This is a genomic window from Calothrix sp. PCC 7507, from assembly GCF_000316575.1.
In the GTDB taxonomy this organism is placed as follows: domain Bacteria; phylum Cyanobacteriota; class Cyanobacteriia; order Cyanobacteriales; family Nostocaceae; genus Fortiea.
Genome location: NC_019682.1, coordinates 5,915,057 through 5,941,631, shown reverse-complemented (window position 1 = coordinate 5,941,631; position 26,575 = coordinate 5,915,057). Strand labels below are relative to the sequence as shown.

Annotated in this window: 26 protein-coding genes and 1 pseudogene; 14 read left to right on the top strand and 13 right to left on the bottom strand. The window is 42.4% G+C overall.

The window, feature by feature from the left end; all coding sequences use genetic code 11:
• Positions 1–107 precede the first annotated feature (107 nt).
• The gene (locus tag CAL7507_RS25445) at positions 108–929 is read left to right on the top strand and encodes a type 1 glutamine amidotransferase (protein WP_015131359.1); all 822 of its coding nucleotides are present in this window, start codon (positions 108–110) and stop codon (positions 927–929) included.
• Between the two features lie 712 nt (positions 930–1,641).
• On the opposite strand, the gene CAL7507_RS25440 is transcribed toward CAL7507_RS25445, so the two are convergent.
• The 6 genes from CAL7507_RS25440 to CAL7507_RS25415 all read right to left on the bottom strand — a co-directional run bounded on the left by CAL7507_RS25440 (position 1,642) and on the right by CAL7507_RS25415 (position 7,925).
• Positions 1,642–2,721 carry a toll/interleukin-1 receptor domain-containing protein gene (locus tag CAL7507_RS25440; RefSeq protein ID WP_015131358.1) on the bottom strand — a complete coding sequence of 360 codons (1,080 nt, stop codon included), beginning with the start codon at positions 2,719–2,721 and terminating at the stop codon, positions 1,642–1,644.
• A gap of 118 nt (positions 2,722–2,839) precedes the next feature.
• Positions 2,840–3,580 (bottom strand): toll/interleukin-1 receptor domain-containing protein, encoded by a 741-nt coding sequence (locus CAL7507_RS33250; protein WP_015131357.1) that lies wholly within the window; start codon positions 3,578–3,580, stop codon positions 2,840–2,842.
• A 3-nt stretch (positions 3,581–3,583) separates the two neighbouring features.
• Entirely contained in the window at positions 3,584–4,279 is a 696-nt protein-coding gene (locus CAL7507_RS25430) for a hypothetical protein (RefSeq protein WP_015131356.1), read from the bottom strand.
• Positions 4,280–4,356: 77 nt separating this feature from the next.
• Positions 4,357–5,403, bottom strand: a complete 1,047-nt coding sequence (gene rtcA / locus CAL7507_RS25425; protein WP_042342491.1) for an RNA 3'-terminal phosphate cyclase — start codon at positions 5,401–5,403, stop codon at positions 4,357–4,359.
• 205 nt (positions 5,404–5,608) lie between these two features.
• Positions 5,609–6,976, bottom strand: a complete 1,368-nt coding sequence (locus CAL7507_RS25420; protein ID WP_015131354.1) for an FAD-binding oxidoreductase — start codon at positions 6,974–6,976, stop codon at positions 5,609–5,611.
• A gap of 478 nt (positions 6,977–7,454) precedes the next feature.
• Positions 7,455–7,925 (bottom strand): tetratricopeptide repeat protein, encoded by a 471-nt coding sequence (locus CAL7507_RS25415; RefSeq protein WP_015131353.1) that lies wholly within the window; start codon positions 7,923–7,925, stop codon positions 7,455–7,457.
• 313 nt (positions 7,926–8,238) lie between these two features.
• Between CAL7507_RS25415 and CAL7507_RS25410 the strand changes: the two genes are divergently transcribed.
• The 5 genes from CAL7507_RS25410 to CAL7507_RS25390 all read left to right on the top strand — a co-directional run bounded on the left by CAL7507_RS25410 (position 8,239) and on the right by CAL7507_RS25390 (position 12,787).
• The gene (locus CAL7507_RS25410) at positions 8,239–9,498 is read left to right on the top strand and encodes a GTP cyclohydrolase II (protein ID WP_015131352.1); all 1,260 of its coding nucleotides are present in this window, start codon (positions 8,239–8,241) and stop codon (positions 9,496–9,498) included.
• Between the two features lie 69 nt (positions 9,499–9,567).
• Positions 9,568–10,797 (top strand): URC4/urg3 family protein, encoded by a 1,230-nt coding sequence (locus CAL7507_RS25405; RefSeq protein WP_015131351.1) that lies wholly within the window; start codon positions 9,568–9,570, stop codon positions 10,795–10,797.
• 69 nt (positions 10,798–10,866) lie between these two features.
• The gene (gene upp / locus CAL7507_RS25400; protein ID WP_015131350.1) at positions 10,867–11,502 is read left to right on the top strand and encodes a uracil phosphoribosyltransferase; all 636 of its coding nucleotides are present in this window, start codon (positions 10,867–10,869) and stop codon (positions 11,500–11,502) included.
• A gap of 214 nt (positions 11,503–11,716) precedes the next feature.
• Positions 11,717–12,190, top strand: coding sequence for a helix-turn-helix domain-containing protein (locus CAL7507_RS25395; RefSeq protein WP_015131349.1), 474 nt, complete (start codon positions 11,717–11,719; stop codon positions 12,188–12,190).
• A 27-nt stretch (positions 12,191–12,217) separates the two neighbouring features.
• Positions 12,218–12,787 (top strand): PIN domain-containing protein, encoded by a 570-nt coding sequence (locus CAL7507_RS25390; RefSeq protein WP_015131348.1) that lies wholly within the window; start codon positions 12,218–12,220, stop codon positions 12,785–12,787.
• 23 nt (positions 12,788–12,810) lie between these two features.
• Here the strand turns inward: CAL7507_RS25390 and CAL7507_RS25385 are convergent, their stop codons facing one another.
• From CAL7507_RS25385 to CAL7507_RS31965, 3 genes are all read right to left on the bottom strand, one after another.
• The gene (locus CAL7507_RS25385) at positions 12,811–13,653 is read right to left on the bottom strand and encodes a tetratricopeptide repeat protein (RefSeq protein ID WP_015131347.1); all 843 of its coding nucleotides are present in this window, start codon (positions 13,651–13,653) and stop codon (positions 12,811–12,813) included.
• 398 nt (positions 13,654–14,051) lie between these two features.
• Positions 14,052–14,972: a 3'-5' exonuclease gene (locus CAL7507_RS25380; RefSeq protein WP_015131346.1), complete on the bottom strand. Its 921-nt coding sequence runs from the start codon at positions 14,970–14,972 to the stop codon at positions 14,052–14,054.
• Entirely contained in the window at positions 14,926–15,126 is a 201-nt protein-coding gene (locus CAL7507_RS31965; protein ID WP_015131345.1) for a hypothetical protein, read from the bottom strand. Before CAL7507_RS31965 ends, CAL7507_RS25380 begins: the two co-directional genes overlap by 47 nt.
• Positions 15,127–15,196: 70 nt before the next feature.
• Between CAL7507_RS31965 and CAL7507_RS25375 the strand changes: the two genes are divergently transcribed.
• Together CAL7507_RS25375 and CAL7507_RS25370 are read left to right on the top strand one after the other, a co-directional pair.
• Positions 15,197–15,391, top strand: coding sequence for a hypothetical protein (locus CAL7507_RS25375; RefSeq protein ID WP_015131344.1), 195 nt, complete (start codon positions 15,197–15,199; stop codon positions 15,389–15,391).
• Positions 15,388–15,774 carry a type II toxin-antitoxin system VapC family toxin gene (locus CAL7507_RS25370; protein ID WP_015131343.1) on the top strand — a complete coding sequence of 129 codons (387 nt, stop codon included), beginning with the start codon at positions 15,388–15,390 and terminating at the stop codon, positions 15,772–15,774. Before CAL7507_RS25375 ends, CAL7507_RS25370 begins: the two co-directional genes overlap by 4 nt.
• A 204-nt stretch (positions 15,775–15,978) precedes the next feature.
• On the opposite strand, the gene CAL7507_RS25365 is transcribed toward CAL7507_RS25370, so the two are convergent.
• The gene (locus CAL7507_RS25365) at positions 15,979–16,818 is read right to left on the bottom strand and encodes a fatty acid desaturase (RefSeq protein ID WP_015131342.1); all 840 of its coding nucleotides are present in this window, start codon (positions 16,816–16,818) and stop codon (positions 15,979–15,981) included.
• A 147-nt stretch (positions 16,819–16,965) separates the two neighbouring features.
• Between CAL7507_RS25365 and CAL7507_RS25360 the strand changes: the two genes are divergently transcribed.
• The 4 genes from CAL7507_RS25360 (at position 16,966) to CAL7507_RS25345 (ending at position 22,046) form a co-directional block, all read left to right on the top strand.
• Positions 16,966–18,195 (top strand): TetR family transcriptional regulator, encoded by a 1,230-nt coding sequence (locus CAL7507_RS25360; RefSeq protein WP_042342490.1) that lies wholly within the window; start codon positions 16,966–16,968, stop codon positions 18,193–18,195.
• 385 nt (positions 18,196–18,580) lie between these two features.
• Positions 18,581–19,630 carry a type 2 isopentenyl-diphosphate Delta-isomerase gene (gene fni / locus CAL7507_RS25355; RefSeq protein WP_015131340.1) on the top strand — a complete coding sequence of 350 codons (1,050 nt, stop codon included), beginning with the start codon at positions 18,581–18,583 and terminating at the stop codon, positions 19,628–19,630.
• Positions 19,631–19,668: 38 nt separating this feature from the next.
• Positions 19,669–21,504, top strand: coding sequence for a signal peptide peptidase SppA (gene sppA, locus CAL7507_RS25350; RefSeq protein WP_015131339.1), 1,836 nt, complete (start codon positions 19,669–19,671; stop codon positions 21,502–21,504).
• Positions 21,505–21,806: 302 nt separating this feature from the next.
• Entirely contained in the window at positions 21,807–22,046 is a 240-nt protein-coding gene (locus CAL7507_RS25345; protein WP_015131338.1) for a hypothetical protein, read from the top strand.
• On the opposite strand, the pseudogene CAL7507_RS25340 reads toward CAL7507_RS25345, so the two are convergent.
• Positions 22,043–22,759: pseudogene (locus CAL7507_RS25340) on the bottom strand (GDYXXLXY domain-containing protein); the annotation flags it as partial. The gene CAL7507_RS25345 and the pseudogene CAL7507_RS25340 sit on opposite strands and share 4 nt — an antisense overlap.
• Here CAL7507_RS25340 and CAL7507_RS32830 point away from each other — a divergent pair.
• The gene (locus tag CAL7507_RS32830; protein ID WP_201447926.1) at positions 22,683–22,940 is read left to right on the top strand and encodes a hypothetical protein; all 258 of its coding nucleotides are present in this window, start codon (positions 22,683–22,685) and stop codon (positions 22,938–22,940) included. The pseudogene CAL7507_RS25340 and the gene CAL7507_RS32830 sit on opposite strands and share 77 nt — an antisense overlap.
• Positions 22,941–23,309: 369 nt before the next feature.
• On the opposite strand, the gene CAL7507_RS25335 is transcribed toward CAL7507_RS32830, so the two are convergent.
• The gene (locus CAL7507_RS25335) at positions 23,310–24,752 is read right to left on the bottom strand and encodes a DUF2157 domain-containing protein (protein ID WP_015131336.1); all 1,443 of its coding nucleotides are present in this window, start codon (positions 24,750–24,752) and stop codon (positions 23,310–23,312) included.
• A gap of 174 nt (positions 24,753–24,926) precedes the next feature.
• On the opposite strand from CAL7507_RS25335, the gene CAL7507_RS25330 reads away from it, so the two are divergent.
• Entirely contained in the window at positions 24,927–25,907 is a 981-nt protein-coding gene (locus CAL7507_RS25330) for an RsmB/NOP family class I SAM-dependent RNA methyltransferase (protein ID WP_015131335.1), read from the top strand.
• Here CAL7507_RS25330 and CAL7507_RS25325 read toward each other — a convergent pair.
• Complete coding sequence (locus tag CAL7507_RS25325) at positions 25,879–26,517, bottom strand: hypothetical protein (RefSeq protein ID WP_144051343.1); 639 nt, start codon at positions 26,515–26,517, stop codon at positions 25,879–25,881. The two genes, CAL7507_RS25330 and CAL7507_RS25325, sit on opposite strands and share 29 nt — an antisense overlap.
• Between the last annotated feature and the right edge of the window lie 58 nt (positions 26,518–26,575).

Genomic DNA, 26,575 nt, shown 5'->3' with positions numbered 1-26,575 from the left:
ATCACAAAACTGTGACGTAAAATACTGAAAACCGACAACCTATGTACCGGATTCTGCAACCATAGAGAGAAAAAAGTTATAAATTATCAAATATTAAGTGAGGAGTTATGAGTTATCAACAATTTGAGATGACGATTGGTTGGCTATATCCGACGCTGATGAGTACCTATGGCGATCGCGGTAATGTGATTACTATAGAACGTCGCGCTCAGTGGCGGGGGTATAATGTCAAAGTCTTACCTTTAGATCAAAATGCCACAGCCGCAGATATTAAATCAGTAGATATCATAGTTGGCGGTGGCGCACAAGACCGCCAGCAAGAAATTGTCATGCGGGATTTGCAAGGCGCGAAAGCCGATGCTATGCGAGAAAAAATCGAAAATGGTACACCAGGAGTCTTTACCTGCGGTTCACCCCAATTATTAGGACACTATTATGAACCAGGACTAGGACAAAGAATTGAGGGATTGGGAATACTTGATTTAGTCTCCATCCATCCTGGTGAAAATACTAAGCGCTGCATTGGTAATTTGGTAATTGAAGTTACAGCCTCCCGTCTAGCGCAGGAACTGGAAGCCATGACAGGTAGCAAACCCTATCTAGTTGGCTTTGAAAATCATGGTGGACGCACTAAGCTAGGGAAGGTGGAAGCATTGGGGCGTGTAGTGTATGGCTTAGGCAATAATGGTGAAGATGGGACAGAAGGAGCATTTTATCAGAATGCGATCGCTACCTATTCCCACGGGCCACTGTTACCGAAAAATCCCTTTGTCGCTGACTGGTTAATTCAAACAGCATTGCGTCTCAAATATCAACAAGCAATTACCTTGACACCCTTAGAAGACAGTTTAGCTGCACAAGCACGAGCCGCGATGTTTAAGCGATTGAAAGTAAGTTTACCAAATACTCTTTCACTCCCGACTCCCTGACTCCTGAATTCTTAAAAATATACAAAAAAACCCCGGGTGCGAACCGAGGCTGATGGGAGAAGTTTGAATGACGATTTAGATACAGCGATTTGAAAGTGAAAATTTTAGTTAACGCTCAAAACAAACAAAGTTAGAGCAGTAACCAACACAGCTAAGACTACGCCTTGTAAAGGATCGGTGCTTTGTGGCTCAGTTGAAGAGCAAACAGCACAGTAGACTTGGGGTTCAGTCACTCTGCTGTTGACAATTTTTTGCTTGTTATTGTTGGGATACAAAATTTGTTATTTTTTGCTTGTTAACTTATGTAAATAAACTTAACAATTTTGTTACAAATTGTCAAGTAGAATTTACAAAAAAATTCCTAGCCTCGGTAAAAGCCACACCGTGACAAGGTTAGGGTGTAAATATTGCTTACCTAGAGACTGATTTACAATGGTTTTGGCATTTGCCAGACTAACAGTAGGTTTGACCTCAATCAGAGTTAATGAGGCATCTATTGATAAGGGAATTGCATGAAAATAAAGTACCAGTAAACCGAGTTTCGACTGCGCTCAACTCTCGATGGCTGAGGGTTGAGTTTCGACTACGCTCAACTACCGCGTAGTCGAAACCCGGCTGGTTGGGACACTATTAACCCGCATATCCCTAAATGGTTTTGACTCCCAAGCAACTTTGAGTTTGGCAGCAAGAACACACTGTAGTAGCCTGATTGTCATCTATTACAAGTTTGATTACATTTACGAACTTGCGCTCTCAATTTAATATTTGCGGAACTTTGACTAGCCTTTTCTAAAGGCTCTACTTTGATTATGATTAGTTTTTCTCCCGGTTGAAGTTCAACAAGCGGCTCTGTCAACAAAAATTTTTCCTTCCTTAGATTCACCTTGTATTTAACAGTTACGACTGCTCCTGGTGACGGAACAATTGGAGGATCAATACTAGGAGACAAGTCAGTATTTGAAGGTTTAATAAGTCGCTTACCAACAGATAAGCCACCTGAAGTATTATTAACCATACCTAACCATATCCAGCCAGTATGATTTACTTTTTGCGATGATTTTAGAGTTTTCTTAGTTTTTGATGAAGTAATTCCTGATAGATCAAGTAGTTGAGGAATGAGATGCATAAGCACAGTAACAGATACAATGCTAAGAACAATTCTAACAGGAATTCTGCTTATCTTATGCCGCCGACGAAACTTGGATGTCCTAAATAAGGAAGAAAAACCTACTCCCAAAACATATATACAGGCATTTACAGCAAATTTTGAAATAAGTATTATAGCTGTCCAAATCTGCCGAAGACTTTTTTTTATAGGGAAGTTAGAATCAGTAATTTCCTCGGCGACTTCTCGAATACCTTTAGTAATATTTCTAAAAGCTTTGTCATAGGGTTTCCATTCAGTTACTGGTTTTTCACCTGATGGCAAAATTTTAACTTTCGGGAATGCGACCTTCCAATAATCATCGACTGGACGGAGCAAAATAGCAATAACACGGGCTGTTTTAGTTCTATGACGTTCCATAGCTTGTTTTGCAAAAACATCCCAGTGATAATCAGAAGCTATAAAGTCTGAACTAATTAACACCAAAATTATGTCAGCACTCTTGATGTGGTTATCAATCTCACTTTCCCAATCTTTTCCTGGGCTGATCATGTCTTTGTGCCATCCTGTAATCACTCCTTCTCGCGCCAAAAAACTGAGGTGCTTCTCCAGTTCTTGCCGCATTTGTTCATCCTTGTTGGAGTCAGAACAGCAATATAAAACTTCGATAGATTTAGTAGCTGGCATTGATATCAGCACTTGTTACTTTAAATCAAGTATTACTTAGTCTGTTTCATTATTTTTTGAAGATTCTGGTAATTTATCCAGTTCTTATGATGCAGTATTAACAGTGATGTTTTTATAGTTATTCTGTAAGTTCCTTTGCAACTATCCGAATACCTTGAGCAACATTGTAAAATGCATCATTACGATTTCCCCACTTCTTCACAGGTCTATTGCCTTTGGGCAGGTGTTGAAGTCTTCCGAATGGTGCATTTTTCCAATCTACAAAGTCGAGAATTATAGGTATAACTCTGGCTTCTTGAAGTTCATGAAGCTCCATTGCGCGTTTCACTTCAACATCCCAGCAATAATCTGAAGCCATAAAATTTTCACTTATAAGCAGCAAAATAATTTGAGATGTATTTAAGTGTTTGTCTATCTCATTTTGCCATTCTTTTCCTGCTCCTATTTTGCGATCATGCCATCCTGTAATCACTCTTTCTCGTTTCAAACTACTTAGGTGTTGTTCTAGTTTATCTCGGAGCTTTTCATCTTCATGAGCATAAGAGAAAAACACGTCGATAGCTTGATCAGGTTGCACCGACATAAAGTTATTTTTGGCTGAAGATTTATTCTTGAGTAAATTCTGGGCACTAAATTCTTTTGTTGGTAATTCTGAAGGAGGAAAAACAAGAGAAGAAGAAATATCTAGGGATTTTATCTCTGCTTCACGATCGCGAATTTTCTGCTTTATCTCTTCTATATCATCATTCAACCTAAGCTTACGACGTGGATCTTCTTCTGAACGTAGCCTATTTTCTAGTTCTTTGAGCAGCTTAAAATCTTCGCTACATTGTTGTTCAAGATGTTGACGGAGATCCATTATTTACTTCTTCCGTAGCTTGGATACTAAATTTTCCCAGGCTGATTTTATATTCAAACCACTTCCTAATTCCAATTCACCTTCATAATCTATTAGAAAAGGAACTATAGGAAGAGTAACTTTCAGTTTATGCTTGGCATCCAGTTCAGGTGCTTTAATAATTTCAGCGATCGCTGCCTGACTGGGAGGTAGAGAAGGTATACGCTCCTCTAATACTGCCAGCATCTGGTATATTTCTGGCTCCGACAACTGATTAGCTTCTAGTGCGTCCAGTAGGGTTTGAGTCACAGCTAATTGAGACTGGGTAAGCTGCTCTACTATTGATACAATCATGACTTTTTCAGCAGCATCATATCGATTTAATAATGATTGCTGCATTTGATTTATGTTTTGAGAGATAGCATTTTGACCACTCAACAAAAGATTCAACTTGGAATCCATCTGATGCAACTGACTTTCCAAGGTCTGCATCTTTGCAAGCGGTTCACCAGCAGCTATCTGTTTTTGAAGTTCATCATATTCCTGCTGGTAGCCCGTTGCTGACTCCCTTAACTGCTCAATATCTTGGCGATATCCAGCTTTAACACGAGGATTAGTTTCGTAGCGGAGTACATCCTCGAATTCCTTAAGAAGCTTGATGTCTTTGTTAACGTTATCTGCTAAGTCTTGGAGTCTTTGGTTTAAGGTAGAGCGGATCACAAGATTAGTATTATTGCTTAAGGTAGTGCTTTATAGCACTGTAGCATTTTTTAGTACTATAGTGATAGTACCAAGTCTCATTTTGTCACAGGCATCACTGTTACTATCTTCTCTGCTTCATCTACCATCACCTTTGCTAGCCCAAATTGCTCAATGATTGCCGCATTCGTAGTCAAATGGGTGCTAATCTCTGCCACTCGATATTGACTTTTTTGTGATGCTAAAGCGGCAGGTAACAATAACTGATCTGCCAAATGTTCATCTACTGGTGCGCCGGTGTGATGAAACTGCAATAATTGCTGACAAGCAATATCTGCAACTTTTTCTGCAGGTATCCGCAAACGCCCAATCCCACCAAACCCACTCAAGCTGTTTTCATACTCAGCAGTCAAGAAAATACCCGCCCCTGGTGCGACACCTGTTTCTCGCAACGCCTGGATGACTGCTTTCAACCCCGCCTGGCGCAACAAATTATCGGCACGATTTGCCATGCGTTGCGGAATATGGGAAGGCAATTCTGTGACTACAGCTAATCCCCGTATTTGTTTCAACTTGCCACGTTCTAGTAAGTTTATCCCGCTAAGTAAGCCACCACCACTTACTTGGATGTGAATCTCTCCTCCACCTTGGGGATACCATCCCCACGCCTGTAACTTTGCTTTCGTCTCCACCCCCATGTGGTGTAGCATCGACAAATAAACTTGCTCAATGTAGGTCATTGTGGGGCTAAAGGGAACATGAGTGCCACCTTTTAAAGTCACTTGGGAGTCAGCATTAGCTAGCGCCAGAGGTAAGAGGATAGTCTGCAAAACCAGAGTCATGGCACCAGCGGAACCACTTTGCTGTGCTTCTGTAACATCAAAGGTGTAGTGTCCTGGTTGTACAGAACTACTAGGAACAAATTCCAGCATCATGGAACCCAACGCATCACCCCGCAGATTGGCATGACAAATTCTCGCCGCAGCGCGAACTGCTGTTAAGTGTTGTGCGGCTAATCCTGGCTTTTTCCGTCCGGCGCGAATACCGACAATGCGTATGGGTGCGCCAGTGATGGCGGCTAGACTCAAAGAAGTGCGGAGGACTTGTCCGCCTCCTTCTCCGTAGGAACCGTCAATTTCAATCATGGTGATGCTGGATGTTGGATGCTGGATTTTCAGCGCTGGGGTGCTGACTATGAACCTATCGAAACTAGTCTTGATATCTTGGCTGGGTTTTTTGTAGGGTAAGCTATGCCTCACTTTGCCTGAAGCACTGATGTTTTCGTTGGTGGGCATTGCCCACCCTACGATTATTGAGAATGGTATGAGACATCAATGTAATTGGGAATTTTTATTTGTGAATTTTTAGTTCTAGCACTTTGCTTTTACCGGGATTCATCAATCCATAGGGGTCAACCATTTCCTTAAATTTTAACTGCTCAGGGTCAATAACTTTTCTACCACCGTCTTCAATAATATAAGTATGGGGATTAGCAATCATCACACCTTGCTGCTCATGGTAGCGGATAATCTCATTTAGGCGTTCTTCTGTGGTGTAGCGCACAAGTTGCAAAGCACCAGCAATTACCGCACCCTTGACGCGGAAAAATTCTAAGTGCATCATCACTTCATCACCAAAGTGATGATACATGTGCTCTACAAGTTGTAGACTGCGATCGCTAGGAAATATACTTTGTAAGTAGGTAATTGAAGTATCAACACTGCGGGCGTGTAAAGTGGTGTGGTTCCAGGTAAATTCTGCGAGATGCGTACCTTTTTCTGCTTCTTGGGCTGGTTTTTGATAGGTAATCCGTCCACCATATTGCTGCACCAATCCCGGTAAGAATTCTAAACTCGGTTCAGCAACCATCAAAAATGCTGGGTGAGTGCCTTCAGGGATGTATTGTTGCAAGGCGTGAAAATATTGGGGAATTGGGGATGCAAAGACACTAATCAACTTTTTAATCATGCCATCGGCATCGCCAAGAGCTTGACCAAATCTGGCGGCTGTCATAAATTCGTCGAAGGTGACAATGACTTCTGCCCAAGGATAAGCTGGCCCTAAAGGCATTTCTAGTTCCGTAATGATGCCATTAATTCCCCATGCATGGTTCACCTTTTGCACATCATCGCCGCGCAACTCGATGATACGGGGTTCTGCTTCTAGAGTGATAACTTTGAGTCCTAGAAGATTACCGCGATCGCCTAATAAACCATATTGTATAGATCCAATGCCACCACTGCCCCCAGCAATAAATCCGCCAACTGTTGCTGTGCGGTAAGTTGAAGGCACCATCCGCAATTCCCAGCCAATTTCTCTGGCTTTTTTGTCCACCGCCGCCAATCTTACCCCAGTTTCTACCCGCGCCACCCCTGGTTTTACCCAAAGAATTTCGTGCATTTTCGTCATATCGAGAATTACGCCACCGTGCAGGGGTACGCATTGCCCATAATTCCCTGTGCCTGCACCCCTCACGGTGACAGGCACTCGCAATTTAGCACAGGTTGCCGCAACTTTTAACACTTCTTGTTCGTTAGCTGGACGCACTACCAAATCGCCGACTTTTCCCGCCAGTTTCGGTGTCAGCACTGGGCTAAAGGTGTGATAGTCCTGAGATAATTTTGCTACTTGTTGGGGATCTGCGATCGCCTCTATCCCTTGAAGAGAGTTCATCAAGGCATCCAAGTCGAATGATTTAACAGATGGTTTTGTCGTCATAGTTGCAAATGGTAATGAATTGAACCTCTGACGCTAAATTCTATCTGAAGTCAAGATTTAGTATAGTTTTAAACTCGTTAACAGTAGGTCGGCGCAAATAAAGTTAACTAGTCAGGATTGTCAATAGGCAAGGGTCATTTATTTTTTCTTCCGCATCTTCCTCATCTTCCCCATTCCCTATTTAGCGCCAAACAAGCGCCCGGTAAGATCCACCCTGCTTCCTAAGTAGATTAACACTAAAAAATATCCAATTGATACCAGGAATTCTGGAAGCGTCATAAAGAGTTTTACTCCTGAATTCTGGCTCTTGAATTCTGCATTCTGGCTCCTGAATTTCCTGAATACTGAGCATTTTTTGTTGAATTATGTTTATCTACTTATACTGAATAAATTGGCAATGACTAAGACGATGATTTGCTGGTGTTGAGGATGTGGACGGATTTACAAAACAAGATAATTCTTTGTTTGTGGTGCGGCCTTAGCTGAATCTGAATGTACATTCTAGAATCAACTTTTGATTCACCAGTGAATAGGGTTGAATTGCTAAAGCGCGTTGAAAAGCTTTGATAGCTTCACCATACTCTCCTAATGCGGCGTAACACAAGCCCATACCATGAAGTGCCCCAAAGTGTACTGGATTAAGATGCACAACCATCTGACAGTCAGTTAGAGATTTTTGATAATCACCTGTGCTGTAGTAAAGAAAAGCACGCCGATTCCAAGCTTCAGCAAAATCTGGTTGGTCTTTGATTAGTTCTGTCAATACGGTTTCTGCTTCAGTAATTTTCCCAGCATCTAATAATTTTTGACTGTGGTCAATTTTTTCCAGCCCGTAAACTCCCTTCTGCTGAAACCAAATCCTCCATATTTTCTTAGTTGCCTGTTCGCGGACAATAGCGTCCGACTTTTTCAAATCTTCAAGTAAAGAATTGATAGATAAAGAATCCATGAATTTGATCTAGGTAATTTCATCCTTGTATCAACTTTCGCACAAAATTATCTACTAGAACGGTTACTCTTTCATTTTTCAAGTCATCTTTAAATTCTCCTAACATAATTGCAAGTAAAGTAATTTCTGTGTTATTTTTTGTTTGTATTCAGAAATACTATTAGTACTGAAGCCAACGTTTACAGTTGTGTATGGTTGGTCATTAAAACATTGGTGATTTTAGAAACAAAAGCAGACTTTTGGCAGTTGACAAAACTGTATTGATTAATTGTTGATAAAAACACACAAAACACACAAAACACACAGAATCATTATGCCAAAGCCAAACAATGTTTCCAGGCACATTGTTCTTACATCCCATCCCAGTAGCTTTGGTCCTAAACCGATCCCTATTCGTTGGGGAGCAGCCGATGCCATGCAACGTGGCCCCATTATTGCCACACTGACTAAGCAGGGACACCGAAATGTAATTGGCACTCATTCTGGTAGTTATGCGGTTTATCGCGCTTTAGCAGTAGCTAGCGGTGCGTTACAGTCGGATCATCGAGCCGATCTGACAAATACATCGCCAGTAGCGCATATTGGACCGCATTCAACTTGGGCTGACCCTGATAAAATTGTTTCTCTTGACCCTTTTGGGGCGGTAGCAAGTGAGATATTCACATCTTATTACACTCAGGGCTATGATATCCGTCCAACGATCGCCATTACTCAAGCTCACATCAATATGCCCGAACTGCAAGATGCAGTAGCCAAAGGGCGCTTGCAGGTGGATGGGCAAATTATGAAACCAGGCGGTGATTTAGTCGTCACCAAAGCCGCAATTGAGCCAGTTTGGTATTTGCCAGGAATCGCTAAACGTTTTGGTATCAAAGAAGGAGACTTGCGCCGCGCTTTGTTTGAACAAACGGGGGGAATGTTTCCCGAATTAGTCACCAGATCTGATTTAGAAGTATTTTTACCGCCCATTGGCGGAGTCACAGTTTATATTGTCGGTGATATTGAGGCGATCGCTGATCCTCATAAACCCGTAGCCGTGCGCGTACATGATGAATGCAATGGTTCTGATGTCTTTGGTTCAGATATCTGCACCTGTCGCCCCTATCTGGTACATGGCATTGAAGTATGCGTGCAAACGGCACAGGAGGGGGGTGTGGGTATAATTGTCTACTGCCGCAAGGAAGGACGCGCTTTGGGAGAAGTCACCAAATTCTTAGTTTACAATGCCCGCAAGCGTCAAGAAGGAGGCGATCGCGCTGATGCATATTTTGCACGTACAGAATGCGTGGCGGGAGTGCAAGACATGCGGGTGCAGGAATTGATGCCAGATGTGTTGCATTGGTTGGGTATTACTCGTATCGATCGCATGGTGTCGATGAGTAATATGAAGTACAACGCCATCACTGCGGCGGGAATTGAAATTGTGGAACGGATTCCGATTCCAGAAGATTTAATTCCTGACGATGCACGAGTAGAAATTGAGGCGAAAAAAGCTGCTGGTTACTATACCACAGGAGATGTTTTGGATGCAGATGGGTTGGGTGAGGTGAAGGGGCGAGAGTATGAAGTCTGAAGGATGAAGTCTGAAGGATGAAATTTCATCATTTCTTTTGGGGTGTGTTAGCAGTGGAGTGAGGGAAGAGTGGAGATAGGAACCGCAGAAGTGCAGAGAGAAGATATCGTATATCTTCGTTCGCCGGTGGCGATTAGGGAACGTTGTGGGCAATTGTTTGCATTGGTTTGTGAGGGGGAGTCAGAGCATTTTACCTGTGATTTGACGCAGTTGGAGAGGGTAGCAGATTATGTGATTGAGGTGATGCGGGGAAAATATGCAAATTTGCAAATTCCGTTTCACAGTCGTTGGCGGCATTTTGAGGCTGGAGGTGTGCCCCGATTAGCTAAGTTGAATGCTCAGTTAGCTGGATTAACGCCTTTGCAGAAAGCTGTGGCCAAGTTCGACTTGGCAATTGTCAGTGTATTGTTGGATGCAGGCGCAGGCGATCGCTGGTATTATGATGAGCAAGAAACTGGGCTAAAATTTGGGCGATCGGAAGGATTGGCAGTGGCTAGTTTCCAGCTGTTTTGTCAAGGGATGTTTGCTAACGACAGCTTATTGCAAACAAATGCTCAAAGATTACAAACATTAACAGAAATAGAATTAACAACTGGGTTTCAAGTCGGTACAGAAAATCCTTTGGTAGGAATTTCTGGACGCTTGCAGTTATTACAAAAATTAGGTAAAGCCCTATTCGCTTCACCAAAACTTTTTGGAAATGAAAATCCCCGTCCGGGAAATCTCGTAAATTATCTCTTGGGTAAATCTAAAAACGGGCAGTTACCAGCTGCAACTGTATTAGGTGCATTACTAGAAGGATTGAGTGATATTTGGCCTGGAAGAATACAGATAGCTGGGGTGAATTTGGGGGATGTATGGCGACATCCAGCTTTAGGTAATGATGGTTTAGTGCCATTTCACAAGCTGTCCCAGTGGTTGACATATTCTTTGTTAGAACCACTAGAGGAACTAGGTTTAGTAATTACTGATTTAGATGTCCTCACCGGATTACCAGAATATCGAAATGGGGGGCTATGTCTAGATTTAGGACTAGTCAAAGCCAAACAACCAGAGATTTTTTGCTCCTCACACTCAGTAGGATCAACAGTTATAGTTGAATGGCGCGCCTTGACGGTGATTCTTTTGGATCGAATCGCTGCTGTAGTACGCGAAAAGTTGGACATGAGTATTGAGGAATTACCACTGGTGAAAATCTTGCAAGGGGGAACTTGGACAGCCGGGCGCAAGATTGCCGCTGAACTCCGAACCAATGGCATACCCCCTATACAAATAGACAGTGATGGTACTGTATTTTAGCCCTTGATAGTCGTTTGTCCTGTGTATTTATTTTGACAAATGACAAATGACAAATGACGAATGACAAACATGCAAAATCAAGTAACTTTAATTGAGCATCCATTAATTCAGCACAAACTAACGCTGATGCGTAAAGCTGAAACCAGCACAACGAAATTTCGTAACCTTGTTAAAGAAATTAGTTTGTTGTTGGCTTATGAAGTCACGCGGGATTTACCGCTAAAATATGAGCCGATTAAAACGCCTCTAGCCGCAATGAATGCCCCTTTGCTGGCTCCTGATAAAAAGCTGGTGTTAGTTTCAGTGATGCGCGCAGGACAAGGAATCTTAGATGGGATGTTGGAATTGATGCCATCAGCACGGGTGGGGCATATTGGTTTATACCGTGATCCAAAAACCTTAATTGCGGTTGAGTATTATTTTAAGGTTCCCGATGACGTGGACAAGCGAGATATGATTGTCGTCGATCCGATGTTAGCAACTGGTAATTCTGCTGTTGCCGCAGTAGAACGACTGAAATCGACTAATCCCTTGTCAATTAAATTTGTCTGCTTACTAGCAGCACCGGAGGGTCTCAACCATTTCTGCTCTGTACATCCTGATGTGCCTGTATATACAGCCGCTATTGACGACCATCTAGATGAACATGGCTATATTATTCCGGGATTGGGAGATGCAGGCGATCGCTTGTTTGGCACAAAATAGGGTTTGCGCCTCTGGATGCATCATTGTTGGAGATCGAATTATTTGGCTCAGTTGACTCAGTTACCGTGTACTGTAAAAGTTGGTTTCGCTCATTTCGTACATTGCGTTCATTTTGAATAAGAGCTATTATGAGGTTAATGATAATTGCAATCCATATTTTCGTATGGATAAGTGGAGTGCAATTTCGATATTAGACAGAGAGAGGCTGATATCTATGACAGTCAATACATACCAAGCTAGTAGGATTGCTGTACCTACAGAAGAGGATGCTACGCTAGCTAAAAAAAGTAGTCAAACTTTGGCATCCTATGTACAGGATGATGATCCATGCCGTACTATTAAAGTTGTGCTAGATAACGCTACAAGTGAAACGGTTACTATACCAGCAGCAGCTTTTCATCTGCTTGTTGACATCTTGACACAAATGGCTAAAGGTAATGCTGTTACTCTTATACCCGTACATGCAGAACTCACGACACAAGAAGCAGCTGATATTTTAAATGTTTCTCGTCCTTATTTGGTAGGGTTATTGGAATCTGGAGAGATGCCATACCGTAAAGTGGGAACACGACGACGGGTGCGTTATCAGGATCTACTCAATTACAAAAATCAAATTGATACTTTCCGAATGCAAGCTCTTGATGAGCTTACTGCTCAAGCTCAAGAACTAGATATGGGGTACGAATAAGAATCGTCATCCGGTAGAGTAATTATAGTGTCTAATTTCACAGCTATTTATGATGCATGTGTCTTATATCCAGCACCATTGAGAGATTTTCTGATGCGGCTTGCAGTCACCGACCTATTTAGGGCACGGTGGACGGACGCAATTCACTCAGAGTGGATTAGAAACGTTTTAAAGGATCGTCCTGATCTCACGCTTGAGAAGCTTACCAGAACTAAAAATCTGATGAATAGCCATGTTCGGGATTGTCTAGTTACAGGTTATGAAGCACTTATCGTAGGTTTACAACTTCCAGATCAAAATGATCTCCATGTTCTTGCAGCAGCTATTTGTTGTAATGCAAGTACTATAGTCACTTTTAACGTTAAAGATTTTCCTGCTCAAGCTCTTTCTCCATACGGTATTGAGTCCCAGCATCCAGATGACTTCATTCTGCATCTGATTGACCTTAACCCAATAGAAATTTGCAAAGTTGTAAAGAGGCACAGAAGTAGTCTTAAGAATCCCCCTAAGACATCTGAAGAGTACTTAGAATCGCTTCTAAGGCAGGGACTACCACAATCAGTTACTGCTCTACAAGATTTGTGCTATGACATTTAGTACAAATATACTGACTCCTGACTCTACTGACCCAGTTCTTTAATGTTGTTCATCACTTGCTGATACAAGTCTTTGTTATCTTGGTTTTGAAAGATATCTGCAGCGCGCTGTAAGTCTTTGAGCGCTCCTGGCTTGTCGCCGTCAGCGGCGCGGGCGTTTCCTCGGTTGTTGTAGGCGGGGCCAAAGTTAGGATTTAGGCGAATGGCTTGATTGTAATCGGCGATCGCTCCTTTGTTATCTCTCTGGGAAGCGCGGATATTTCCCCGGTTGTTGTAGGCGATCGCATATCGAGGATTGAGGCGAATAGCTTGTCCTAAATCATCTAAGGCTTTGTTTTTGTCACCTTGGGAAGCACGAGCATTTCCCCGGTTGTTGTAGGCTTCGGCATAGTTGGGCGCTAGACGAATGGCTTCGTTATAGTCTTCAACTGCTCCTCTGTTGTCGTTTTGGGAGGCGCGGGCGTTTCCACGGCTATTATAGGCTTCGGCATCGTTGGGATTGATGCGAATGGCTTGGTTATAATCTGCGATCGCTTCTGATTTTTTGCCTAAATCAAAGTAGGCTAATCCCCGACTCTTGTATGCAGCGCCATATTGAGAATCGAGACTAATCGCTTTGTCATAGGATGCGATCGCCCCTTGTAAGTTACCTTTGAGGTGCTGATTTTGTCCCTGAACATAAAATTCCCCAGCTTTTGAATTTCTAGCTGTGCGGCGGTTAGGGGGACTGACTCCAATTTCTGTTACTAATACTTCACTTTTTTTACTACAAGAAAGGCTTGTAATTGCACATAATGCAGTCAACACAGCTATGGTAAATGCTCTGCCCACCCCAATACATTTTTGTTTAGATAACCGCAGTTTCATAAGTTGTTCTCAACCGCCATTCTACCTAGATCAAATTAGTGCCAAATTTAGTTATTTCTTTAACTAGCGATTGATGCTAACTTTTCCCAGAGATCCTCAGTCAATTCACATGCTTGCCTCGTATCTCTTAGGTTTTATTAACGGTCATCTATAGGATTAGGTGTTAAGTATCAAGAATATAAAGTATAAAAACTTTCATTGTTCTTGATTTCGCTATTCGCTTTCCCATCTCCTAGAAATTATCTTCTAGGCAAAGAGCATCTAGCTTTACCGTCTTTATTATAGGTTTTAAATTCCCGGAAATTAGTATTTTAATGTTTTTTAGCAAAATCTTTATTAAGCTGAAGTTTGCTTCTATTACAACAATCTAAATTAGTTTGTAGTTCAATATAAACAATTTACTCATCTTCAAAATCACTCTCCTGATTTTTGGCAGTTAATCGCCAAGCAGTAGTTTCTTCAATATCCACAGACAATTGTTCTAAATTTTTTCCTAAATCTTTTTGCAACTTCTGAGTCAGCGTCAGGGGGAAATCTAAATTAATACCTTCACTTTCCACGAGTCTTGCTAATTCAGCAAAGGCCACTTTCACTGTTTTACGTTCGTAACTAGTTAGCTGGCAGTAAGATGTCTCAGATACATTTTGAATCTGCATAGCTTTTTTGACTCGCTCTTGCAGATGCTCAAATTCTGATTGTAATATTTTCGACTGCTGCTCAAGTTGTGAGTATCTTGTACCGAGTACAGTTAAATTTTCTGTTGCCGGATCGGGGTTAGCTTTGAGTTGCAATTCTAATAATTGCGAGTGTACTTGAGCAAGATATATACAGTCTAGATAAGCATAATCTATTTGTTCTTCGGTTAGGGGACGTTTTCCCCAGTCGCTGTTTTGTTCTTGTTTATCGATATTATTAAAATCGCATAGCACTGTAGCTAAGGTTTTGAGTTGATAGTTAGGTAATGGCAAGAGATAGTAGGGAATTTTTTTAGCTATCTCTAAAGTGCAAGTGATATTTTTAACTTGTTTACTGCCGAGAAATTTGACATCATAACTAGCGTTATGGAATACTTTTTCAATAAGAGGATTCACCATAATTTGCTCAACAAATTCCGCTACCACATCAGGCTGATCCAAAACATCTAAAAGATAAACGCGATCGCCACTCATATCTTGGGGATTATCTAATACCTGAATTAGCGATAGTCGGGGACGGCGACTTTTGTAGTCAGCCACTTCTGTATCTAGCCACAGGGTTCTAGCTTTGGTATATTCAGCGATAATGTGACGGATTTCGCTGGGAGAAGTTAGGTATGGCATTGGCTAATATTTCCTGAGATTTGGGAAAATGAAAAGTTACAGTCACAGTTTCCCAAATTACCATTATAGGTGTGGGTTGAGTCAAGATATCCCAGCGGTTGTAGGTTTTTGGCTCTATGGGAAACTCCAATCTGGGACGATAAAGCGATCGCATATTTTTTGGCTTGAGAGGCAGAGCTTCAGGTAATAATGATTTTATAAAGTCAACATTAGGAGTTGTGATTATGCCGTTGGTGAATATTTCTAAGCGTTATCTCGTTTCGGAAGATGAAGACTCGATCACACTGGATTTACCGGAGTCAGTTTTAGCGTCATGGCAAAAAGATTATGGAAAGGTTGCTAAAGCTAAGGGAATTCTTCAGAATCAGAAAGAGGCAATGTTAGCTCATCTGGACGCTGTGCGTGGGGAATGGGAATGAAGTATCTCTACGATACAAATATTTTTATTTACTATTTGGCGGGAGATGAGACGGTTTCTGAATTATTCTCAGATGCTTTTCTCAATAATAATTACGTCGTGATATCGCCGATTATCAGGATTGAATTACTTTGTTTTTCTGGTTTGTCTGATGATGAGACAGAGGTGATAGAAAATTTATTAAGTCAGTTTGATTCGATTGCGATTTCTAGGAAAGTTGAGAATCAGACAATTGCTTTAAAACGAAAACATAAAATCAAGCTGCCGGATGCGATAATTGCTGCGACGGCGCTATGTCAAGAAGCAGTTGTGATAACTCGCAATGTTCATGATTTTCAGTGTATTACAGAATTAAAGTTAGAAAATCCTTTTGATGATGAGTGAGGAGTTTTGCAAACTGAGCTAAAATCAGAGCGATCGCATAAAAAGCAGTATCAGAAAATCGTTCATTCGCCACATAGAAGTAAAAATTGGTAAGCCGACTGCGGCTGGTGCTGTCGGCCTAGCAAATTCACTCAAAAAGTATGAAAGATGAAAAAAAATTTATGAGTAGGGTAGTTTTATACTTCATACTTTAGACTTCAGACTTCAAGAGGGTGGCATGACAACCTTTTTGGCTAAACCCAAAGTCTTCAAAGCTTTAATGCTCCACCAAGTGACATCAACTTCCCACCAAGAAAAGCCAGCTTTGGCTACGTGGGGATAAGTATGATGGTTATTGTGCCATCCTTCACCGTAGGTAACGATGGATACCCACCAAAGATTACGAGAGCCATCATTGGCGTTAAAGGAGCGATAGCCCCACTTGTGTGTCGCAGAGTTGACGAACCAAGTTGAGTGCCAAAGCAAGACTGCTCTGACGAAAATACCGTAGATGACAAAAGACCAGCCACCTAAAGCATACAATAGCAGACCCAAGGGTATTTGCAGGAGGATAAAATAGCGATCGAGCCAGCGATAATATGGTTGTCGCGCTAGGTCAGGAGCATATTTTTGATAGGTGTCATAATCGAAGAACTGGGAACGAGGATAGAAAATCCATAACATGTGACTCCACCAAAAACCTCGCTGGGCTGAGTAGGGATCTAGATCGATATCTTCAGTGTGGGCGTGGTGCTGGCGGTGTCCACCTACCCAGAAAATCGGCCCCCCTTGGAGAGCCAGTGCGCCGATGAAGGCGATCGCATATTCTACCCCTTTGGATACCTGGAAACTCCGATGACTCAGTAAACGGTGATATCCTAGGCAGATACCAATACTCCCAAATAACCAGTGGAGAAACACCAGTAAACCTAATGCAGTCCAGGAGAAAAACCAGGGAGCCAATAGAGCTAAGGCGTGAAATGTAGTAAAAAATACTACATTTGTCCAACTGAGGCGAGGTGAATTTCCTGTCTCAGGGGCGGACGCCATAAATTTTGCGGTCATAACAATTCCCGTTGATGGATCACGAAGTGATTTGCTTGTTTCTCTACTCTTAGTCGTTACAGTTAAAATAGAGCAAGTATCACTTACATTTGCTATGCTAGCAACTCTGCACTTTCGATGCAAGTGCCACTTGCATTATTCTTTTTTATGTCGTCTCAACCCTACTCAGCCCGTCAACGTTTAATTCAAGCAGCACTTGAATTGTTTACCGCTCAGGGAGTTAGCGGCACTACAACCCGCCAAATTGCAGACCAAGCAGAGGTTAATGAAGTTACACTATTCCGGCATTTTGGTAATAAACATGGATTACTGCTAGCGGTACTAGAAGAATCCGCAGCCTTTAAAAATTTAGGGGAGTCTCTAGTGAGACGGGCGAATCCTCCAGGTAGTGTTTACCAAGCTTTAAAAGACTATGCAAGTCAAAGCTTACATGCATTAGAACAAGTACCAGAATTTGTGCGGTCAGTAGTGGGAGAAGCTGACCAATATCCGACAGAAAATCGCCGGGCGTTAGGTAGGGGTTTAACGGAGGCTAACCGTTATGTGGCAGAGTATTTAGCCACTGTGATCGAGCAAGGACACCTAAATACATATCTACCTGCAGAAAAATTAGCTAGTTTGCTAAATGGGATGCTTTTGGGATATGCAGTCATCGAATTCACTAGTGAATTTCATGAACTTTGGGAAAATCGAGATGATTTTCTGGAGAATTTGGTGAGATTGTTTTTACACGGTGCGATGTCATCTGCACCGGAATCAGCAATAGACTATTTACCAGCAAGCGTGATTAATCAAGAAGTTGCTGATTTACCAGCGGCTCTAGTCCATGAAATTTTTCGACAAGCGAGGAGATTGGGAGTACAAGACTATGCTTTGGGGTATGTGTTGTTTGGTGCGGGATTATCTCCCGCAGAAATAGTTAGCTTGGAGCGATCGCACCAAATCTACGATGTTCATGGGCATTTTCTCCAGATTACCACCCCAGGATACGTCCGTCAGGTGCCGTTGAATCAGTGGATTGTCGGCAAACGCTATGGCTCTTACACTAACAATCCCTTAATTAAATGGTTGAAAAGTCGTAAAGATACTCAAAGAGCTATGTTTCTCGACAAAGCAGGTAAGCCAATTTCCGAATTAGAAATTCAAATGTGCTGGGAAACATGGACAGAGGGACTTTTAACTACTCAAGGACAACCGCCAGCGATCGCCCAAGCACAACATACTTGGTGTGTAGAAATGTTAATGCGAGGTATTAGTTTAGAAAATCTGAGCATTCTCACCGGATGCGATCGCGTCCAATTACAGCCCTATGCCCGCAGATCCCAAGAAAAAGCCGCACTAGAGCAAGCGACTCGTTTAGATCACAAGCCCGCGTGAATCAATTTTGGATTTTGGATTTTGGATTTTAGATTGAGCTAGGTGAATCAATTTTGGATTTTGGATTTTGGATTTTGGATTTTAGATTGAGCTAGGTGAATCAATTTTGGATTTTGGATTTTGGATTTTAGATTGAGCTAGGTGAATCAATTTTGGATTTTGGATTTATTCTCATGTTTTTCTTGAAAAATAGCTTGTCCGGAAACCGGACAACGCTTTTTCCGCTTAATTCGTTTGCTCTGAGACTTGTAAGAAATCCCAATTTTGCGCTATTCAATCCAAAATTTAAAATCTAAAATCTAAAATTCAGTCACAAACTCCCATTCCTCAAAATCTCTGAGACTGTAACAATAGTGATGACAACACCTTGAAGTCATATCTACCAGTGAACTCCCCTAACAGCGTCTCAGCACAAACCCAGTCACGCAAAGCAGATCACATCCGCATTTGCTTAGAGGAAGATGTTCAGTGTCACGAAGCCACCAACGGATTAGAACGCTATCGTTTTACTCATTGTTGCTTACCGGAAATCAACCGCGACGACATTAATCTCAGCACTACTTTCTTGGGGAAACACCTAAGTTCACCCCTGTTAATCTCCTCGATGACGGGGGGAACGGAACAAGCCGGACTAATTAACCAGCGTTTAGCGAAGGTTGCCCAAAACTATAAAATTGCTATGGGTGTGGGTTCCCAGCGGGTAGCAGTGGAGAAACCCCAAGTTGCTGATACTTTCGCTGTTCGCAAGTACGCTCCCGATGTGCTGTTATTTGCCAATTTAGGGGCTGTGCAACTTAATTACAAGTATGGTTTAGATGAGTGTCTGCGAGTGGTGGATATTCTCGAGGCTGATGCTTTGATTTTGCACCTTAACCCACTACAAGAATGTATTCAAACCAGTGGTGATACTGATTTTCGGGGATTGATTGACAAAATTGCAAATTTGTGCAGTAAATTACCAATACCTGTGATTGCGAAGGAAGTAGGCAATGGTATTTCCGCAGTTATGACAGAGAAACTGATGGCGGCTGGGGTTACAGCGATTGATGTAGCGGGTGCTGGTGGGACTTCTTGGGCAAAGGTAGAAAGCGAACGAGCAGAAAATCCCTTGCAACGCCGTTTAGGGAGGACGTTTGCTGATTGGGGTTTGTCAACAGCAGAGTGTATCACGGGTATTCGATCGCTAGCTCCTGATGTACCTTTAATTGCATCAGGAGGGTTGCGTCATGGACTAGATGTGGCAACAGCGATCGCTTTAGGAGCAGATATCGCTGGTTTAGCAATGCCTTTCCTCAAAGCAGCAGCGATATCAGAAGCAGCAGTCGAGGACTTAGCTGAAGTCTTGATTGCAGAATTGACTACAGTGTTATTTTGTACTGGCAATGCTACCTTGGAACAGTTAAAGCATTCTCAAAGTTTACAGCGCAGACAATAGTCAGTTAACTGTTCACTGATTCCCAACTCCCGACTCAAATGCGTAACTTTCTCCAACAAACTTTTGCTAGCTTAATTGGCAGTTTACTAGGACTGTTTATTTTCTGCGGTCTTGGCACCACTGGATTGATCTTGCTGCTAGTAGTCGCTGCTACCTCTAAAGATACTGGCCCGGAAGTAAAAGATAAGTCAGTAGTAGTTTTTGACTTATCAATGAACATCACCGATGCTGAACCCAATTCTGGCGAAGTTCTGCAGAAAGCCCTATCTGGTGTAGATGATAATCGGATGACACTCCGCAATGTTGTAGATACCATCGAAAAAGCTGGGCGCGATGCGCGCATAGTTGGGATCTATTTGGATGGAACACGCAGCAAAGGTTCTAATGGTGCTGGTTATGCATCTCTCAAAGAAATCCGACAAGCGCTAGAGAAGTTCCGTGCATCTGGGAAAAAGATTACAGCCTATGGTGTGGACTGGGGAGAACGGGAATATTACCTAAGTTCCGTAGCAGATAACGTTGTGTTGAACCCTTTGGGTGCAGTGGAAGTCAACGGTTTGAGTTCACAACCGATGTTTCTAGCAGGCGCACTGCAAAAATATGGTATTGGTGTTCAGGTTGTGCGGGTAGGGAAATTTAAGGGAGCCGTGGAACCGTTTATTCTTCCCAAACTGAGTCCAGAGAACCGCGAACAAACTCAAAAATTGTTGGATGATGTTTGGGCAGAATGGCGGACTACTGTGGGAGCTAGTCGGAAAATAAATTCCGCAAAATTGCAGGCGATCGCCGATAATCAAGCATTACTAGAAGCTAATGAAGCTAAGGCTAGTGGTTTGGTCGATCAAGTAGGATATGTCGATCAGGTAGTCGCTGACTTGAAAAAATTAACTACCAGTGACAAAGACGATAAAACATTCCGCCAAATTAACTTGATTAATTACGCCCAAGTTCCTGGTAAATCTTTGGGTGTCGAACGCACATCAAAAAATAAAATTGCTGTTGTGTATGCTGAAGGCGAAATTGTCGATGGTAAAGGTGATGATGGCGAAGTTGGTGGCGATCGCTTTGCCAAAATCTTCAACAAAATCAGGCAAGATAAGGATGTAAAAGCAGTAATCTTGCGGATTAATAGTCCTGGTGGTAGCGCTACCGCATCTGAGATTATGCAGCGAGAAGTCCGCCTGACTCGTGAAGTCAAACCCGTTGTGGTATCGATGGGTGATGTCGCCGCTTCCGGTGGTTACTGGATTGCTAGCGATTCTAACCGCATTTTTGCCGAACCAAATACCATCACAGGCTCAATAGGTGTGTTTGGCATTTTGTTCAATGGACAAAAGCTCGCCAATGACAACGGCATTACCTGGGATTCAGTGAAAACAGCGCGTTATGCTGATAGTCAAACCGTTTCTCGACCAAAATCACCTGAAGAGTTAGCACTTTATCAGCGCAGTGTCAATCGTATTTATAATTTATTTCTGAATAAAGTTTCTCAAGGACGGAAATTGCCAGAAGCAAAGGTTGCAGAGATTGCCCAAGGACGGGTTTGGTCGGGTGTAGCAGCGAAACAGATTGGTTTGGTAGATGAAATTGGCGGTTTGAATACAGCGATCGCTTATACTGCCAAACAGGCCAAATTAGGTAACGATTGGCAATTACAAGAATATCCCCAAGTCAGCAGTTTTGAAGAACGCTTCTTCGGACGTGCGACAGAAGAAGCACAGACTGCTTTAGGAATTAAAAAATCCCAAACCACACCATCTAATCCCCTGTTTATGGAATTTCAGAAACTACAACAGGAAATGACAATGCTGCAAAAGATGAATGATCCCCAAGGAATATACGCTCGTTTACCCTTTAACCTAAAAATAGAGTAGGGAATGGGCAGGGAGCAGGGAGCAGATGAGGGAGATGTGGTTCGGCTTCTCTGCGAGACGCTACGCGTAGCTTGCTTCCCCGCAGGGGTACGCTCACCAACCGGGAGATAAGAAACTTGACTCTTGACTCTTGACCCTTGACTCTGCGAATTTTAGAGTTTAGATTTTGGATGATTTTTCGGTTTATGGGTGCAGTCAATCTAAAATCCAAAATCCAAAATCCAAAATCGGATTGACCCTTGACAAATAACAAATGACCCTTGACAAATGACAAATGACCAAAATATTTAAAGCATCCCCCTATGGATAGAAAAATCAAACGTCTTTTGTTGCTTGTTGTTTCCTGCAGTGTAACTGGTGTTATTTTAGGCGGTACTGCCAGTTGGGCAGAAAGCAATTTATGCTTGCAAAAGCATACAGTCACAAGTGATTGCCTCACCCAAGACCCCATCCAAAAAACTATCCAGGGAATGAGTACTGGGTTCTTAGCTGGGGCTGGTGCGGCTTGCGGTGCAGCTTGGCAATTAAGACGCGAAGATTAAAATTGATAATTGCGATCGCGTACCCATAGACTAATCGGTACAGCGTTACCTTGGGGATCAACTTTCACTTTCACCCTGATTTGTTGCCGCTGTCCATTGCGTCCCTCAAAAGACCGAGCCAGATCATTACTAATCCGTTGTCGTTGATCATCTTGGATATAGTATGTCTCCACACCATAATTAACAGAGCCATCTCGATACACACCTTTAAGTGCTACTTGATTATTCGGCAGATTCGTAGGACGCCTACCACTCACCCTTACCAGCCTCCAAGCCCTGGGAACGCCACGACCAAAAGATTGTTGCTCTTGTAAAATTACATACAAATTGGTGCCTTGCGCCAACTGTCTGTTCCGACCACGATTTTGTCTTAGCAAATCCTCCCAACCGGGCAGTCTTCTCAACGTTGCAATTCGAGATATGTTATAATCCAGGTTGAGTGAGTCATTGCGAAGCACATCATTACGGTCTATGACACTTTGCAAGACCACCGTCTTACCTGCAACGTCTGTGTACACAGCTTGAGTTGGTACAGCCATGATGATTCCCGCCTGGATCACCAGAGGAACTACAAGCCGCCACAGAGGAAGAGGTTGATTAGCCTTTTGTTCAGTAGCAATCAGATAATCTCTAAAAGTGAGCTTTTCTGAGAACTCTGCTTCTGGAGACCAAGATTTACCAGATTTATTGCTAGACTTATTAGACTCACCAGACCTATTCGATTCACCAGACCTATTCGACTCACCAGACCTATTCGATTCACCAGACCTATTCGATTCACCAGACCTATTCGATTCACCAGACCTATTCGATTCACCAGACCTATTCGACTCACCAGACCTATTCGATTCACCAGACCTATTCGACTCACCAGACCTATTCGATTCAGAGTAATTGCTTTTCATGGGCGTAGTCCTAAAGAACAGAGAGAATAGAAAAAGTCAAAACAGAGGATTTAGGACTGACGCAGAGACAAACTAGAAAGGAAAATATAGCGGTTCTTAGCCAAGTGCAATACACCGTTGACTTGGAAGTCGGGAGTCAGAATTCGGAATGCAGGAGAATTTAACCCTCGGCTACGCTTGGCTTTAACCCTGCGGGAAAAGAAGCTGCACCAGAAGTAGAAAGGCTAAATATTCTGACTCCTGACTTCTGTTAGTTGGGTGTATTTCATTCATCTGACAATTGCCATATTAGGAATACACAGAGAATATGATGATAACAAATTCAATAGACTTGATATCATCTGTAAAAAGTCAAGAATTATTTCTTTTCTTTCCCTGAAGAACCAGAACTACTGGGTTTGCGGCGTTCAAACCACAGCCCAGCGCTAATTAAAGAAGTACCGCAGGTGGCAAAAACCAACGCCCTGAACAGCAAGTCAGTGTCATACTCCAACACGCGACTAATAATTTGCAAGGTAAACAACAGCATACCGCCCCAAAACGATCGCCTGTCATTTAACTTAATACCTTCTTGAATTAACGCCCAAGATAAGGTCGCCAAAAGTACATTAAACACAAAAATGCCTAGTTCACCAATTCTTCCCACAGATTGATGCCAAAAAAGCACTATGGCGGTAGTGGCAATAAAGCCGATAATCAAAGCAGTTGTGAAAACTTTTTCTTTGCGAAAAGAGTTGTTTTTGTAACGCTGTTGATTCGACCATTGCAGGACTGCTAAACCACTGAGAATCCCCACATCAATTATGGGTAGTGTTCTCAAGATATTGGTGTTAGTCGTTGGGGGAAGATAACCACCGTCGGGAAATTGCCATTGCCAACGGAACGAGAGAATATAAAAGGCAGCACCGAAACATACCAGTGCTAAAGTCCGGGCTAAGGGCTTAAACAACCTGTAGTTAATTGTGGGATATAACAGGTCATCGTAACTCCACAACAATGCAGGTGGGAGGGCAAAGGCAAAAGACGCTACCCAAGGTGCAATATTAGAATAGGTCAGCAGTTGCAGCGGATTGAGATTGAATTGCAAGGATGAAGCAAAGCTAAAGACTGCTAGACCAAAAATCACCCGCGAGCGACAAAAATAGGCTAGGGGTACAAACAGCAGCCACGACACTAAGGGCATATGTCGCACTGCTAACCGTGCCCATGTCAAGTCATTGGAAGTGTACCACCAGTCTCCTAATCCCATCCAGTAGCCAATCTGAATCAGGACAATGGCGAGAATCCCCAAGGAAGTTAAGGATAGGCCATAAGCCATGACCAAAACACCAAATCCCCAGGCTAAAAACAGTTCGGTCATCGAACCGCCAATATTGAAGACTTGGGCCATCAGCAGGATATTTGCACCCAAAATCAAAGCACCTAGAAACAGTAATGCTTCTCCTAGTAGGCGTTTATTGCGGTCTAGTTTCTTCCCTTCAGCCTTACGCAGTGCAGGTTCTCTCCAGGTGAAAAAACCGACAATAGTCGTAGACAGAAACAAACTCATAATCAAGATAAACTTGACATCTCGTGACCATTCCAACCAATTGGCGGCGATAAAGGTGGTGATACCTAAGACTAAAAGTATGCCACCAATAGCAATCACCATCCCAGAAGAACGTTCACGGGAAGCGCTTTCTAGGTTATTAAATTGATAACGGTCTGCTAGCTGTTGGTATTGTGAAGAGCTAATTATGCCTTCATCGCGCCAAAGTTGTGCTTCTTGGCGTATTTTCTGCTGAAAATTATCTAAGATCATCACCATCTCCGGTGCAGTGGGGTATAGCGATGCTCCGATCGCGGTTAAACTATTTGCATAGAAACTCGCGCCGGATGCACTTGGCGATCGCGATTAGAGTAGCGGTCATTATATATTCAGTATGGAGTCAAGCGTCTTCATAGTATTGTTCTTATGTAACAGTTTTACTGCCACATGGATAAACCTTCAAATCTATTATTGAAACTCTCTCGGCGTTTGTTTGAAAACTCGGAAAATCAAGAACAATTTATCGCAGCATTAATTAATCCCCAACCTTTCTCACCCTGCATTCTTTGGTGTCAGCAAAAGCTGGATGTTTCACCTTTTTCAGTAGAAGTACCAATGTCTTGGCAACCATATTTTATTGACCGTTTATGCTTAGGAGAAAAGCCAGGAAAACATCCCTTACATACACAAGGATATTACTATTGTTTAGACTTTTCTTCTGTATTTGCCGCATCTAGTTTGTTAACAATTTCTCAATCAATCAAGTTAGTTTTTGATATGTGTGCCGCTCCAGGAGGTAAAAGTGTCTTTACCTGGAGAACTATTAAGCCTGATTTGCTCATTAGTAATGAAGTGATTGGTAAACGTTTAGGAATGTTAATTTCTAATTTAAAACGTTGCCATATTAACCCATGTGTTGTAGTTAATAGAGATTCGAGTATTTTTGCAGAAACGATGCCATTATCTAGTAACTTGGTGTTAGTAGATGCTCCTTGCTCTGGGCAATCTTTATTAGCTAAAGGCGAGAAAGCCGATGGATGTTTTCACCCAACTAATATTAATAAGTGTGCGAATAGGCAAAAACGGATTATAGCTAATTCTGCTCAACTTGTTGCACCACAAGGTTATCTTGCTTATATGACCTGCACCTATTCACCTGAAGAAAATGAGCAAGTCTGTGAGTGGTTTTTGGCACGGTTTCCTCAGTTTCAAGCAGTTGCAGTCAGTCACCTGCAAGAGTATCAGTCCCATTTAACGCAGATTCCCTGTTATCGGCTATTTCCTCAAGATAGGTTGGGTGCTGGTGCGTTTACAGCATTATTTAAAAATATTGATGAGGGAGACGAGAAGGAGATAGATTTAGATGCGCTGTCTGGAGTTTGGGTGAATACAAAAAAAGTTAGGGATTTTTCAGAGAGCATAGTCTGAGATTACCCGGACTGGCGGAACTACCATCAGAAACCCATCCTTTTTTCGGAGAGGCGATCGCAATCCAATTTTCCCCGTTCACTTCTACAATAGAAGCAGGAAAACTCTCGGGTTTCACAGTTCGCCGGTTAGCGACTACTCCCACTTTTTTAGAATTTGCCCTTGGTTCCGCCCAAATCACCAAGCTTTTTTTGTTGGGAGTGTAAACACGTAGACAATTGACATTACTCAAACTCTTTTTAATTGCAGTGCTGCTGTAGGTATTAAGGAAACGTCCCTGCGCCCAACAGCCAAATTCTACGTTTCCTGTACCAATCCGGTTAACTGAATTGCTCAACCTAAACCAATAGTCAATTTGTGTATTAGGCGAACCCCCATTTGTGGTACAGAAATTCTCAAAATCTAAATATCCCCCCAACTCTGAATTAGAAAAACCAGAATCAAAATCTGCTTTAGCAATTTCCGCTTTCCGTCGCCACAAACCCCAGCCTGGTTGTGGTGAGTTACGAGAACCATTAGGATCGTCAGCATTTGCTTGTACAGCTAGAGGCGACAATAAGAACAATGTGCCAACAATTAGACTTAAAACACGAGTGGGTAAAATATGCATGATGTCTGCTATTTTCATTTTCTCAACAAACCATACAGTAAATTGCGAAAAAAACCCT